General features: G+C 39.8%; 14 protein-coding genes. 6 read left to right on the top strand and 8 right to left on the bottom strand.

Going from position 1 to position 14,862, the window contains the following annotated elements; all coding sequences use genetic code 11:
- Window positions 1–53: 53 nt before the first annotated feature.
- From DX522_RS09740 to DX522_RS09705, 8 genes are all read right to left on the bottom strand, one after another.
- Window positions 54–872 carry an IS3 family transposase gene (locus DX522_RS09740; protein WP_262054301.1) on the bottom strand — a complete coding sequence of 273 codons (819 nt, stop codon included), beginning with the start codon at window positions 870–872 and terminating at the stop codon, window positions 54–56.
- Complete coding sequence (locus DX522_RS09735) at window positions 860–1,213, bottom strand: helix-turn-helix domain-containing protein (RefSeq protein ID WP_115180648.1); 354 nt, start codon at window positions 1,211–1,213, stop codon at window positions 860–862. The genes DX522_RS09740 and DX522_RS09735 overlap by 13 nt, the downstream gene beginning before the upstream one ends.
- 97 nt (window positions 1,214–1,310) lie before the next feature.
- Window positions 1,311–2,651: a replication-associated recombination protein A gene (locus tag DX522_RS09730; protein ID WP_115180647.1), complete on the bottom strand. Its 1,341-nt coding sequence runs from the start codon at window positions 2,649–2,651 to the stop codon at window positions 1,311–1,313.
- A 53-nt stretch (window positions 2,652–2,704) separates the two neighbouring features.
- A complete protein-coding gene (gene lolA, locus DX522_RS09725; protein WP_115180646.1) occupies window positions 2,705–3,331 on the bottom strand; it encodes an outer membrane lipoprotein chaperone LolA in 627 nt (208 codons plus the stop codon).
- A gap of 36 nt (window positions 3,332–3,367) precedes the next feature.
- A complete protein-coding gene (locus DX522_RS09720; RefSeq protein WP_115180645.1) occupies window positions 3,368–6,157 on the bottom strand; it encodes a DNA translocase FtsK in 2,790 nt (929 codons plus the stop codon).
- Window positions 6,158–6,160: 3 nt separating this feature from the next.
- On the bottom strand, window positions 6,161–6,640 hold the full coding sequence (gene lrp / locus DX522_RS09715; RefSeq protein ID WP_005695827.1) for a leucine-responsive transcriptional regulator Lrp: 480 nt from the start codon (window positions 6,638–6,640) through the stop codon (window positions 6,161–6,163).
- Between the two features lie 82 nt (window positions 6,641–6,722).
- Entirely contained in the window at window positions 6,723–8,102 is a 1,380-nt protein-coding gene (gene radA / locus DX522_RS09710; RefSeq protein WP_049362707.1) for a DNA repair protein RadA, read from the bottom strand.
- A 26-nt stretch (window positions 8,103–8,128) separates the two neighbouring features.
- Window positions 8,129–9,151 carry an inorganic triphosphatase gene (locus DX522_RS09705; protein WP_115180644.1) on the bottom strand — a complete coding sequence of 341 codons (1,023 nt, stop codon included), beginning with the start codon at window positions 9,149–9,151 and terminating at the stop codon, window positions 8,129–8,131.
- Window positions 9,152–9,288: 137 nt separating this feature from the next.
- Between DX522_RS09705 and DX522_RS09700 the strand changes: the two genes are divergently transcribed.
- The 6 genes from DX522_RS09700 to ispE all read left to right on the top strand — a co-directional run bounded on the left by DX522_RS09700 (window position 9,289) and on the right by ispE (window position 14,861).
- Complete coding sequence (locus DX522_RS09700) at window positions 9,289–9,969, top strand: TIGR00153 family protein (protein ID WP_049372644.1); 681 nt, start codon at window positions 9,289–9,291, stop codon at window positions 9,967–9,969.
- A gap of 35 nt (window positions 9,970–10,004) precedes the next feature.
- Window positions 10,005–11,267, top strand: coding sequence for an inorganic phosphate transporter (locus tag DX522_RS09695; RefSeq protein ID WP_115180643.1), 1,263 nt, complete (start codon window positions 10,005–10,007; stop codon window positions 11,265–11,267).
- Between the two features lie 68 nt (window positions 11,268–11,335).
- On the top strand, window positions 11,336–11,944 hold the full coding sequence (locus DX522_RS09690; RefSeq protein ID WP_115180642.1) for a TIGR04211 family SH3 domain-containing protein: 609 nt from the start codon (window positions 11,336–11,338) through the stop codon (window positions 11,942–11,944).
- Window positions 11,945–12,005: 61 nt separating this feature from the next.
- On the top strand, window positions 12,006–13,250 hold the full coding sequence (locus DX522_RS09685; protein WP_115180641.1) for a multifunctional CCA addition/repair protein: 1,245 nt from the start codon (window positions 12,006–12,008) through the stop codon (window positions 13,248–13,250).
- Between the two features lie 64 nt (window positions 13,251–13,314).
- Entirely contained in the window at window positions 13,315–13,938 is a 624-nt protein-coding gene (gene lolB / locus DX522_RS09680; RefSeq protein WP_115180640.1) for a lipoprotein insertase outer membrane protein LolB, read from the top strand.
- A complete protein-coding gene (gene ispE / locus DX522_RS09675) occupies window positions 13,938–14,861 on the top strand; it encodes a 4-(cytidine 5'-diphospho)-2-C-methyl-D-erythritol kinase (RefSeq protein WP_115180639.1) in 924 nt (307 codons plus the stop codon). The genes lolB and ispE overlap by 1 nt, the downstream gene beginning before the upstream one ends.
- The last annotated feature ends 1 nt before the right edge of the window (window position 14,862 follow it).

Below are 14,862 nucleotides of genomic sequence, written 5' to 3'. Positions count from 1 at the left end.
AGTGATAACAAAAAGTGCGGCCAAATTTAATCTGACCCCAAAAAGTTAGACTGTTATTTAAAGGACTGTTTTCGGTATTGTATCGGACTCAGTCCTTTTAATTTTAGTTGAATCCGTCGATGATTATAGTAATCCAAATAATCCCTGACAGCATCAACTATCTCTTCTCTACTGTTAAATTCCCGACCATAAAAACATTCCGTTTTTAATCGCCCAAAGAAACTTTCCATTGCGGCATTATCTAAGCAATTCCCTTTTCTCGACATACTTTGAATAATGCCATATTCAGCCAAGATTCGACGATAAGCTACCATTTGATATTGCCAACCTTGGTCTGAATGTAAAATGACACCACAAGCTTTATTTAATCCTTTGACGGCTTGCATTAACATGTCCTCTACTTGCGCCCAGTTTGGGGAATAGCTGAGATTATATGAGACTATCTCATTGTTAAATAAGTCTAAAATTGGAGATAAATAGACTTTACTCCCATCTTTCGCCTTAAACTCGGTGATATCGGTCACCCATTTTTGTTTCGGGGCCGTTGCACTAAAATCGCGTTCAAGATGATTCGGTGCAATCACCCCTATCGTGCCTCGATAAGTCGTAAATTTCTTGCTTTTTCTTGACCGCACTTGAAGCCCAAGTGTCTGCATTAAACGTTGAACTTTTTTATGATTCACGCCTGGTAAACAGGCATGAACACGTCGGTAGCCATAATCAGGATGATTGGCTTTGATGCGTTTAATGGCCTTTTTAAGCGGCTCATCCTTATCCAGTTTAATCTGAAGTTTAGCAAAAAACGTACTACGCGCTAACTGTGCAAAGCCTAAAAGCCATTTTAACGGATAGCGTGTTCTTAACCTTTGGATAATTTCCGTTGCTCGGCTTCGTCCTGAAGTCTGAGCCTTCTCAACTCCTTTAGGTAGGCCACCTCCGCTTCAAGCTGTAAAATTCTCAGGCGTAAACGGTCTTCTTCAGTTTTGGGTGGCGGTGGCATTTTTGCATATTTGGGTTTCATTGGCGGTCGTCCTGATGGTTTACGGGGAATCAGTCCTTTTATGCCACTTTTTTCAAACCGTTTCAACCATGTCCTGACTAGGGCGTTGGAAGGAATATTGTAAAAACGCGCGGCTTCTCTAATACTCATTTTCCCATTCAAAATAGGTTGAAGAGCCTGTAATTTAAATTCGATTGCGTAGTGTTTACCCATAAAAAAATCTGCACCTCAATTGTTGGTTTGTTGAGTCCAACTTTTGGGGTGCAGATCAATTTAGCCACACTTTTTTATATCTACCATACTAGAAAAATTATTTATAGCGTTTTTTTGATGCGTTTTTATCTTGCTCTTGTAAACGCTCAAGCTTTTCTTTAATTTGAATTTCCATACCACGGTTAGTTGGGAAATAATATTGAGTATCTTTCAGTTCTGGTGGGAAGTAATTTTCTCCAGCGGCATAAGCATTAGGTTCATCATGTGCATAACGATATTCAGCGCCATAGCCCAATTCTTTCATTAAAGCCGTTGGCGCATTACGTAAATGAGGCGGTACATCAAAATCAGGAAACTCTTTTACATGTTGTTTTGCCGCATTAAATGCGTTGTAAACCGCATTACTCTTCGGTGCTACAGCCAAATAAATAATGGCTTGCGCAATAGCTCGCTCTCCTTCATAAGCGCCCACTCTCGTAAAACAATCCCAAGCCGCTAGTGCAACTTGCATTGCTCTTGGATCAGCATTACCCACATCTTCTGAGGCAATCGCTAATAAACGTCGTGCTACATAAAGGGGATCTCCACCAGCTGTGATAATTCGTGCATACCAATAAAGTGCTGCATCTGCTGCTGAACCTCGAATTGATTTATGTAAAGCAGAAATCAAATCATAAAAACGATCGCCTTGTTTATCAAAACGCGCTTGTCGTTCACCTAATACTTCTTTCAACAAAGTGCGGTCTAATTTCTTACCGTTTTCTGTGTCAGAAGCCATATCTACCATCAGTTCAAGACAATTTAAAGCCAGGCGAGCATCACCATTCACATATTCAGCTAAAACCTGTAGCAAATTCTCTTCTAAAACTAAACGCTCTTTACCTAATCCTCGCTCAGGATCAGAAATGGCTTGTTGCAGAACTTGTTCGATTTCAGCCACTGTCAATGACTTAAGTAGGTAGACTCTCGCACGAGAAAGCAATGCATTATTTAGTTCAAAGGAAGGATTTTCCGTTGTGGCGCCAATAAAAATAATCGTCCCATCTTCAATATGGGGTAAAAACGCATCTTGTTGGCTTTTATTAAAGCGATGCACTTCATCCACAAATAAAATCGTTTGGCGATCTGCAAGTCGATTTTGTTTCGCTCGGTCAATTGATTCTCGAATTTCTTTCACGCCGCTTGTCACCGCTGAAATTCGTTCAACTTCTGCATTAATACGATGAGCAATAATTTCCGCCAGTGTTGTTTTACCTGTACCCGGCGGTCCCCACAGAATCATCGAATGAATATGCCCTGCTTGAATTGCTTTACGAAGCGGCTTTCCTTCCCCAATTAAATGTGTTTGCCCATAATATTGTTCCAAATTTGTTGGACGCATACGGGCTGCTAAAGGGCGAAAGTCATTTTCAGCAAAATCAAAATTAAGATTGGACATATTCTTTCCTTAATAAGCAAAAGGTGTGAAGATTATCATTCACACCTTATGGATTATTTTTTACCTTTACGTTGGTCATCCAATTCCACGCCTTTCGGTACGCTAAATTGGAATAAGCTATCAGCTAGTGTTTGATTTGTAATGTTACGCAACACATAAAGATTGGTTTGACCATCTTTTTCTGTGGTGCTGAAATTTTTTAACACACCATTTGTATCTACACGAATATCAAATTGTTTAATATTGCTATTTTTCGCCTTCGGTTTTAACACAAAGGTATCCGCATTCTGCGTCACTGAATACTGATTCCAGTGGCTTTTATCGTTACTGGTTAAAAGGACGAAAGGGGTATTATTTACCGCATCCTTCACCCATTGAGCAGTCACTTGTTGCACGAATGGATCGTAATACCAAAGGGTTTTACCATCTGCAATAATTTGTGTTTCTTGTGGTGATTTGGTATCCATACGGAAAAGATTTGGACGTTTAATTTGAAGTTTTCCACTTCCTTGTTGGACGTTTTTACCGCCAACAGAGGTCACGGTTTGAGAGAAATCAGCGCTCAATACTGTCACTTGATTTAAGCGATTTTGCAGCTCATCAGCAGCATCGGCAAAAGCAAAATTACTCACACTTAATAGCGCAGTAAGTGCGGTCATTTTTAATAATGTTTTTTTCATTCTACTTTCCTTTTTGTAAAGTGAAACTTAAGAGAATTAATATTCGGAACGTCGAGCTAAAATTTCTCGTTTTCCATTTTTCATTGGGCCTAAAATACCTTGTTCTTCGAGCTGATCCATAATTCGAGCAGCTCGGTTAAACCCAACACTAAATTTACGTTGAACATAAGAAGTCGAGGTATTGCCTGTGCTTAATACAAACTCAACGACTTCATCAAATAATGCATCGAGATCGCCACTGCTTGCCGTTGGTTTTTCACCAGAATCTTCATCATCCGCGCCGTCTAAAATGCCATCAATATAATTTGGTTTACCGCGTGCACGCCAATCATCTGCTACACGCGCCACCTCATCATCACTCATAAAGGCACCATGTACACGAACAAGATCTGAAGAGCCTTGTCCTGAATATAACATATCACCACGGCCCAATAAGGCTTCTGCACCGCCCTGATCCAGAATCGTTCTAGAGTCAATTTTGCTTGCCACAGTAAAGGCAATACGGCTTGGGATATTAGCTTTAATTAATCCTGTAATTACATCTACTGAAGGGCGTTGTGTTGCTAAAATCAAGTGGATACCAATCGCACGAGCTTTTTGTGCTAAGCGAGCAATTAACTCTTCAATTTGTTTGCCTGCAACCATCATTAAGTCAGCAAACTCATCAACGATCACAACAATATAACTCAATTTTTCTAATGGAGGCGGCATCTTATCCATTGTATCACCCGGTTTCCAAATTGGATTTGGAATTGGCATATTGAGTTTTTCATATTCTTCAATTTTTTCGTTATACCCTTCAATGTTACGCACACGTAAGGCTGACAATAATTGATAACGACGTTCCATTTCATCTACGCACCAACGCAATGCATTCGCCGCTTTTTTCATATCCGTCACCACAGGAGTAAGCAAGTGTGGAATATCGTTATAAATAGAAAGTTCAACCACTTTCGGGTCAATCATAATAAATTTCACTTCATCCGGTGTCACACGGAAAAGCAAACTTAAAATCATGGTATTCACACCAACAGATTTACCCGAGCCTGTTGAACCCGCGACAAGCAAGTGAGGCATTTTAGCCAAATCAACCACAACGGGTTTTCCGCTAATATCTTTACCCAAAGCCATTGAAAGCAATGATGTGGATGAACGGAATTCATTGCTATCGAGCACATCACGCAATGGCACCATTTGACGGTGCGCATTTGGTGTTTCAATACCAATATAAGGTTTGCCTGGAATCACTTCTGCCACACGGATCGCACGGAACATCAATGCACGTGCTAAATCGGTATCTATACTTGTTACTTTGGATGCTTTTACACCCGGTTGTAATTCAAGCTCATAACGAGTCACCACAGGCCCTACTAACACATCTTGTACCGTAGCTTTGACATTAAAATTCTTTAATTGTTGTTCTATGCGTGCGGAGGTGTCTAAAATCTCTTCACGCGTAATGTCTTGAGCCTGCGTTGGACGATGCTCAAGTAAATCTAAACTTGGTAATGGTGTTGTTGGTTTTTCACGTTTATTCGTTGGTTGTTGGAATGCTGGGTGAATAAGCGTATCGAAATACGGCTTATAGGTTGTTTCAGTTGCATTCTCAATATGAATTTCACGCGCTTTAACTGACGAAGCTGTCGGCTCATTCAAGATCACTTTTAATGCATCTTCAGCATTTGAGGCTTTTGCTCGCACTTCCATTTCTTGCATACGAGCTTGCTCTTGCGCAGCAAACTGACGCGCTAGTTCATCTTCTAAACCATCATTGTCTGATTCTAAAGGTTCATCATAAGTAGGATAAAGTGCAGTCGTATTTTCAGGTGTTTTTAGTGACACTTTTGGTATGACATTTTCTTCAAAAATATCATCTGAATCATCCGCACTTTGAGAATTCACTTGTGAGTTTTTCCATGTTGCTGAAAAATCTTCTTTTGTTGGTAATTCAACGGAAGAAGAGGCAGAAATAGACACATTCGGTAAATTGTCAGATTCAACCGTGAAGCCTTTAAACTTATCTTCTAATTTTTCAACATCTGCTGGCTCTGAAGCACTCGGTGAGGATAGCCCACTAGTATTAATGAGTTGCTCGGGCTTAACAAAGGTATTTTCAGCCCCCTCCTCTTTTTCATCTTCTGTAGATTCAGTTTCCAATTGAGAATCAGAGAAAGCAAGTTGTTGAGGTACCTCAATCACAATTTGTTCAAGATCATCTACAGAAGTATGTTCTACATGCTCCTCTTCTGCCGGCTGATTTTTCATTGTCAGCCAATGGTAGAATTTTACAATTAAACGAATTAATGATGCACCGGAACAGAAAATAAAGCCTACAACTGCACAAATAAAGCCCACTAAAATACAGCCAAACTTACCGAGTGTAGGATATAAATTCACCACTAAGCTGCCACCAAACACGCCACCAGCTAAATAGTAGTTCGTATTTGAAAGCAACAATGTTGCCATCATAGTTAAGCCAACGATGAGAGCAATAAAACCAAAGGAACGTAATGCAATACGGGTTACAGAGAGAGAATGCACCGCTTTGGTTTTCAGTAAATAAATTGGTACGATAAAAATGACAAACGGAATGAGATGACCTACATAGCCGAGAAAAACAAAAAACGCATCAATTAACCAAGCGCCAAAAGCACCGGCTTTATTGATGGTTTCAGTTTGAAAACTTGCTGTAGACCAAGAGTTATCTAATGGCGTATAGCTTGACCATGCCACGATTAAATATAAACCTAAAAGTGCGGTCAATCCGAGTAATAATTCTGCTAAATATTGTTTCGGTGTAAATCGTTTTGTAATTCGTTTAATCATTTTTTATTTTAGTACGAGATAATTAGTTTGTTTCACTTCTTCCATTACAACATAAGTTCGGGTGTCATTCACACCTGGTAAGCGCAATAATGTGGTACCCAATAATTTTCGATATGCCGCCATATCTGCTACACGTGTTTTGAGTAAATAATCGAAATCACCTGATACCAAATGACATTCGAGAATTTCATCAAGCGCTTGAATCGCTGCATTAAACTCTTCGAAAACATCAGGTTTACCACGCACGAGCGTAATTTCAACGATCACCAATAAAGGCGCATCCAGTAATTCAGGATTTAATAGCGCCCGATAGCCCATAATCACACCTTGTTTTTCTAAGCGTTTTACCCTTTCTAAACAAGGCGTTGGCGATAACCCCACTTTCTTTGATAAATCGATATTAGAGATTTTACCGTTGCGTTGTAATTCATTTAAGATTTTGATATCAATGCTATCCAACGCTTTATTTAATTTCTTTTCCATAACCTTTCCTTATGTGCGGCGCATATTCTATCTAATTTATCAAAAACTTTCAGTAATCAGACAACAATAGGACAAGATTTTTTTAGAAATTATCCAAAATGGCAAGTGCATCAGCGAGTTTTTTCACCGTAAAAACTTCCATATTCTCAACCGCACTTTTCGGCTTATTGGCGAAAGGGACAATCGCGCGTTTAAAACCATGTTTTGCCGCTTCACTAATGCGTTCTTGACCACTAGTTACCGGACGAATTTCACCTGCTAACCCGACTTCACCAAAGACAACTAAATCTTGTGGCAATGGACGATTACGGAAACTCGAAATTAATGCAAGCAATAACGCAAGATCTGCTCCAGTTTCCCCGACTTTTACACCACCAACGACATTCACGAAAACATCTTGATCCGACATTTGTAGTCCACCATGACGATGTAATACCGCAAGCAATAAAGCTAAACGATTTTGCTCTAACCCCACCGCCACACGGCGCGGATTTGCAAGCATGGAATGATCCACTAACGCTTGAATTTCCACCAAAAGCGGACGCGTTCCTTCCCAAAGAACCATTACCGAGCTACCAGGCGTTTGTTCATCTCCACGACTTAAGAAAATTGCCGATGGATTTTTCACTTCGCGCAATCCTTGCTCTGTCATACCGAATACCCCTAGCTCATTCACTGCGCCAAAACGGTTTTTATGACTACGTAACGTACGGAAACGGGAATCAGCCTCTCCTTCCAGCAATAACGAACAGTCAATGGCATGTTCCAATACTTTCGGACCAGCAAGGGTGCCGTCTTTGGTGACATGCCCAACCATAATGATGGCAACCTGTCGGGTTTTCGCATAACGAGTCAGGAAAGAGGCACATTCACGCACTTGTGCCACACTCCCTGGAGAGGATTGAATATCTGAAAGATGCATAACCTGAATCGAGTCTACTACGATAATTTGCGGTTTTAATTGATCCGCCAAATTACAAATTTGCTCAACTGAGGTTTCAGATAACATATTTAATTTATCTGTCGGCAGATTTAAGCGATTAGCTCGCATAGCCACTTGTTGAAGTGACTCTTCCCCTGTTACATAAAGTGCGGTCATATTTTTCGCTAATCCGCACATGACTTGAAGTAACAAGGTACTTTTCCCTGCACCAGGATGCCCACCAATTAAAATGGCACTCCCTGGTACGATCCCGCCGCCTAACACGCGATCTAATTCTTTAAATCCACTGGTGAAACGTGGTGTCTCTTGTAAGCTAATTTCAGAAAGTGTTTGGATTTTTGCACGGGTTTCTCCTGCATAACCACTAAAACGATCATTTTTTGCAGAATTTGAGGCTGAAATTAACCGCACTTCACTAATCGTATTCCACGCTTTACAGGCTGAACATTGCCCTTGCCAGCGCGAAAACTCAGCACCACAATCATTACATACATAAGCGGTTTTAGGAGCTTTTGCCATTTTTATTATCCTTTCGAGAACCCGTTTTACGCCATCAACATCATTAAGCCAAGCATTCTTTCAAAATACGCACGGCTCTTTAATAAGGCTTTTAACTTCTCAATAGTTTGAAAATTATCTTTTGTTTCGCTATGAAAGGTAATCAAGCCTTTTATTTCATTAAGGAAAAATTGATTACTTGCTAATAACTCAGCTGATCGATTTTCTTCCAGTTTTTCAAACAAGGCTTTGTTGTCATCATAATAATGATAAAGATTGAAAAATGCGCCGACACGTTCAACGGTTTTCATAAAATCGAAAGCAAACACATCCGTTGGGAATGAAAGAGTTTCCTCTATCAATTGCTGCTCCATTTTCATGACTGCACTTAATTGTTCGCGAGAATCAACCGCACTTCTCTCTCGTTCTTCTTTTAAGAAATCCCGCCATTTATTTAACCAATCAATCAGTAGTGGTTTGCTGCCTAATTGATAGCCGCGTTTTGCTTTGCTTGCTGAGCTAAAATAGACATCCTGTTCAAAAGGTAAAAGTGAGACAAAATGGAAAAGATCTGAAACGAGCCCTTCTTTTAATTCAAATTCAATTTCACAAATAGGCTGTATTTTTTCCCCTGATAAAATTTTTCCTTGATCAAAGGCCACTTCAATTTTTGATGCACCAAACGCAATTAACCAAAAAGTGCGGTTAAAATCTGTTGAGAAAATTGGTTGTAATGTAGCGGAAGGCAAGCTTTCAAATGGATACAATGAGGTTAATTGTTCCGTTGTGGGTACGGAATTATCAGGTATAGATAAATTGTATTCTGGACGACTATGCAACCCACCAACCACTTTTCCGTCAGTTTTTAAGGTAAGTGTAAAATCATTATTTTCCTGACGGACACGCAATCCCATTTTTTGTTTCGCCAAAAAATGGTCGGGGTAATCGAAATAGGTATTTCCCAGAAAGACTTTATTTTGTTCTAAGATTTTGAATTGATTGAGATGTATTTTTAAGGTATCGAAAGCATCAGAGGTAACTGCAAGCTTTAATTCAACTTCATTACTCATTTTATTTTTCCTTATTACTTTAACTGTTTAAATATACAGATAATTTTATACAAATCAAGATCTTTTTCGTGTATTTCCTTATAAAATCAGGTAATATGCAACCGAAATTTTAACCCTTGTTATGGAGTAAAACACCTATGGCAATGAATAATATTCTCGGATTATTTGCCCATTCTCCTTTAAAACCACTACAGAAACATTCTGACAAAGTGACTGAATGTTGTGATTTATTAATTCCATTCTTCCAACATACCTTTGTAAAACAATGGGATGATGCAGAAAAAACACGTCTAGACATTTCTCAATGTGAACGTGAAGCAGATAGTCTAAAACGCGAAATCCGTTTGAAATTGCCTCGCGGTTTATTTTTACCCATTGATCGTACCGATTTACTCGAATTAGTCACCCAACAAGACAAATTAGCTAACTATGCTAAAGATATTGCTGGCCGCATGATTGGTCGCCAATTTGGTATTCCTGAAGAAATGCAGGAAGAATTTTTGCATTATGTTCAACGTAGTTTAGATTCTATTCATCAAGCTCATTTAGTGATTGAAGAAATGGATAAACTACTTGAAACTGGTTTTAAAGGCCGTGAATTAAAGTTAGTGAACCATATGATTCAAGAGCTAGACAGCATTGAAGATGATACGGATCAAATGCAAATTAAATTACGCAAAATGCTCTACACGATTGAAAGTCGTTATAACCCTATCGATGTGATGTTCTTATACAAAATCATCGAATGGGTGGGCGTATTAGCCGATCAAGCTCAACGTGTAGGATCTCGCATTGAATTAATGCTAGCCCGTTCCTAATTTTGACGACATTAACTACAACATAGGAAATCACTATGGAAATTATTAATGCATACGGTTCGTGGTTAGTCTTAATTACCGCGGTATTCGGTTTTTTTATGGCATTTGGTATTGGTGCCAACGACGTATCAAACTCAATGGGTACCTCGGTTGGTTCTGGTACCATTACAGCCAAACAAGCAATTATTATTGCCCTTATTTTTGAATCTGCCGGGGCTTATTTAGCCGGTGGTGAAGTAACAGAAACTATCAAAAGTGGTGTGATCGACCCCACTCAATTTGTCGAAATGCCAGACGTATTGGCATTGGGAATGCTTTCTGCTCTCTTTGCATCAGGAGCTTGGTTATTTATCGCTACTAAAATGGGTTGGCCTGTTTCAGGTACTCACACCATCATTGGGGCTTTAATTGGTTTTGCTTGTATTACGATTGGTCCAAGTTCTGTTGACTGGTCTACTATTGGTGGGATCGTTGGAAGCTGGTTTATCACCCCCGTGATCGCAGGGCTTTTAGCTTATACCATCTTTGCAAGTATCCAGAAACTCATTTTCGATACAGAAGAACCGCTGAAAAACGCACAAAAATACGGGCCTTACTACATGGCGATTACCGTATTCGTACTTTGTATCGTTACCATGGCAAAAGGTTTAAAACACGTTGGTTTAAATCTTTCCAACAATGAAACGCTCATTATTTCATTGCTTATCAGTGTTGTTGGTATGATTTTCTGCCATTTCTACTTCCGCAGCAAAGCATTTACAGCAAAAGCAAGAAAAGGATCGTTCGGATCAGTAGAAAAGATTTTTAGTATCTTAATGCTTTTAACCGCTTGTGCTATGGCGTTCGCACATGGTTCTAATGACGTAGCCAATGCAATTGGTCCGCTTTCTTCTGTGGTATCAATCGTGCAAAATGGCGGGAAAATCCTGAGTGGTGGTGATTTAGCTTGGTGGATTTTACCTTTAGGTGCATTAGGTATCGCTGTTGGTCTTATCGCAATGGGACAAAAAGTGATGGCAACCGTAGGGTCAGGAATTACAGATTTAACCCCAAGTCGTGGTTTTGCTGCACAATTTGCAACGGCGATGACTGTTGTTGTGGCATCTGGTACAGGTTTACCAATCTCTACCACACAAACTTTAGTGGGTGCAATCTTAGGTATCGGTTTCGCACGTGGTATTGCGGCGCTTAACTTGACGGTTATCCGTAACATCATTAGTTCATGGGTTGTGACGTTACCTGCTGGGGCATTCTTTGCGATTGTGATTTTCTACATCCTTCGCGCGGTTTTCCACTAGTATAATTATTATAAGTGCGGTTTGTTTCATTTTCTAACCGCACTTCCTTCACGAATCTAGGAAGTATTATGTCAAAAGTGAGTAAACTTTTATTTTCTTGTGTTCTATTGGGCTCAACCATTGGAACAGTACAAGCTGAAACGCAATATGTGACAGAAAGTCTGAACACCTATTTACGTCGTGGTGCAGGTGATCAATTTAAGATCGCAGGTGCAATCCAATCTGGCGAAGCGGTAACAGTCTTGGAACAACAAGGAAAGTACACCCTAATTCGTGATAATAAAAATCGTGAAGCTTGGATTTTAACCTCTGAACTAAGCTCTACACCAAGTAGCCGTGAAGAAAATCCAAAATTAAAAGCACAGGTACAAGAATTAACGTTAAAGCTGAATCGTGTCGATTCAGATTGGCAACAACGCACAAACGAAATTCAACGCCGTAGCAAACAAGCTGAACAACAAAGCAGTGAATTGCTTGAACAAAATTCACAACTTAAACGTGAATTAGAAATGACGAAAAATAAAAATCGTGATTTAGAAGCCATGCTTGATGCCAATAAACGTGAAATCGCAATTCAATGGTTTATCTATGGTGGTTCTGTGTTGGGCGTAGGTTTGTTAATTGGTCTTGTATTACCTTACATTTTACCTAGACGTAAACGCCGTGATAGCTGGTAATGATTCATCGTTGAGGTAGGCTTTTGCCTACCTTTTCTTTATATTTTGACGGGAGAGCAAAATGGAAATTTATCTTGTCGGCGGTGCTGTACGTGATCAACTTTTAGGTTTACCGATTAAAGATCGTGACTGGATTGTCGTGGGTGCCACACCAGAAATGTTGCTAGCTCAAGGTTACCAACGAGTTGGCAAAGACTTCCCTGTTTTTCTCAATCCTGAAAGCCATGAAGAATATGCGCTTGCCCGTACAGAACGAAAATCAGGCAAAGGCTACACTGGGTTTATTTGTGATTTTTCAGATGATATTACGCTTGAACAGGATTTAATTCGTCGAGATCTCACAATTAATGCCATTGCCCAAGACAAAGATGGCAAACTGCACGATCCTTATCATGGCGTAGAAGATATTCACCAACGTATTTTACGTCATATTTCCCCCGCTTTTGCTGAAGATCCACTTCGTGTATTACGTGTTGCTCGCTTTGCTGCTCGCTTTCATCATTTAGGTTTCTCTATTGCCAAAGAAACCCTTAAATTAATGGCTGAACTTACTGAACAAGGCGAACTCGCCCACCTAACGGCTGAGCGTGTTTGGATGGAAACAGAAAAAGCATTAAACGAACCGCATCCTGAAATTTATTTTGAAACGCTGCATCAAGTTGGCGCGCTCAAAGTGTTCTTCCCTGAAATTGCCGCCTTAGATGGTGTACCGAACCCAGCCAAATATCATCCTGAAATTGATAGCTTTGTTCATACCATGCTCGTATTGCAACAAGCCGTTAAGCTTACAAAAAATAGCAATTTGAATAAAAGTGCGGTCCGTTTTGCTGCGATTTGTCATGATCTTGGAAAAGCCCTTACCCCAAAAGAAATGTGGCCTAGTCATCATGGACATGAAAAAGCGGGGATTAAACCGACTCGTTCATTATGCAAACGCCTTAGAGTCCCTAATTATCTTCAAGAATTAGGCGAATTAACTTGCGAATATCACACGCATGCACACAAAGCATTAGAACTTCGCCCAGAAACAGTAGTGAAACTCTTTAATACTTTTGATGTTTGGCGCAAGCCTCAGCGATTTGAGGAATTTTTATTGGTATGTTTATCTGATACTCGCGGACGAACTGGCTTTGAAAATAAAGAATATCCGCAAATTGATTACCTCAAAACACTTTATCAAGCTGCTCTAGCCGTTGATGTGCAACAAGTGATTTCCGATGGATTTGAAAAGCAAGGTATTCGAGATGAATTAACACGTCGAAGAATTGCCGCAGTGAAAGCCGAGAAAACTCGCTTAAATGCTTAATCAAGCTTTACTAAAAGTAAACTAACCCTTACAATATGTGCAATTTTTTAGTAAATATTTTGTTATGAAATTATTAAAATCTCTTCTCGCACCTGTATTTGCAAGTGTGATCTTGTCTGCTTGTACCCTTGATTCAGAACGCCCAACAGATGTTCAACATATTGATAAGAACGATATTACGTGGCAACAGCACCTCAAAAAAATCAAACAAATTCAATCTTATAGCACAAAAGGACAAATTGGTTACATCAGTCCACAAGAGCGTTTTTCTAGTCGCTTTGAATGGCAATATCAAAACCCTAAAGCCTATAAGTTAAAACTTTATTCTCTGATTAGCAAAACGACGCTAACTATGGAAATGCATCCTAATGGCATGACGATTTCAGATAATAAAGGCAATCAACAATCTGATAAAAATGCCAAATTATTGTTACGCGAAATCATCGGAATGGATGTGCCATTAGAGCACTTATCTTATTGGTTAAAAGGTCAGCCAGCAGATAACGCAGATTACCAAGTTGGAACGAATCATCTTTTATCCGAATTTAGCTACCCACTTGATGGCTCGATGTGGACAGCCGATTACTTAAGTTATCATGCCGATAATTCGATGCCTGAAAATATTCTGTTAAAGAACAAAAGCACATCGCAAACCCTAAAAATTCGTGTGGATGAATGGGCGTTCTAATGAAAACTCATCACTTTTCGACCGCACTTTCAACTTCTCTTGGAAAGCCTAACCGCTTTCCAAGCCCCGCAAAACTCAATTTATTTCTCTATATAAACGGTAAACTGCCAAACGGCTACCACGAATTACAAACTCTTTTCCAATTTCTTGATTTCGGCGATTGGCTCACCATTGATATTTGCCAAGATAGACAAATCCATATTACACCAGAAATTCCAGGCTTACCTCTAGAGCAAAACTTAATCTATCGTGCAGCCACGCTCCTACAAGAAAAAACAGGCTGTACGCTCGGCGCAACAATTCATTTAGATAAAATTCTTCCAATGGGCGGTGGGATTGGCGGTGGCTCATCCAATGCCGCAACGGCTCTGCTTGCTTTAAACTATTTATGGCAAACCCATTTATCCATTGATGAACTTGCCGAACTTGGGCTAAAACTTGGGGCTGACGTGCCTATCTTTGTTCATGGCAAAGCCGCTTTTGCAGAAGGTGTGGGTGAAAAAATTCAATACTGCGAACCACAAGAAAAATATTATGTGGTACTAAAACCTGAAACTGCGATTTCTACTGCAGTAGTTTTTAGCGCTCCCGATTTGCCACGCAATACAGAAAAAAGATCCCTTGCCGAACTTTTGAATCAACCGTTTGCAAACGATTGCGAAAAAGTCGTGCGAACTCAATATCCTGAAGTTGAAAAAGCCCTACTATGGTTGCTACAATATGCACCAGCCAGATTAACCGGAACCGGGGCTTGTGTTTTTGCTGAATTTGATGATGAAAAATCAGCACAAGCTGTTTTCCAACAAAAACCGAAGGAATTTTTCGGCTTTGTTGCTAAAGGATTAAACGTTTCACCATTACATGCGATGTTGAAACAACTCTCGACCAACCAATCTATCTACACTCAACCTGAGGTTATATAAA

Origin of the sequence: Haemophilus parainfluenzae (genome assembly GCF_900450995.1) — a bacterium.
In the GTDB taxonomy this organism is placed as follows: domain Bacteria; phylum Pseudomonadota; class Gammaproteobacteria; order Enterobacterales; family Pasteurellaceae; genus Haemophilus_D; species Haemophilus_D parainfluenzae_O.
This window is presented reverse-complemented; position numbering and strand designations above follow the sequence as displayed.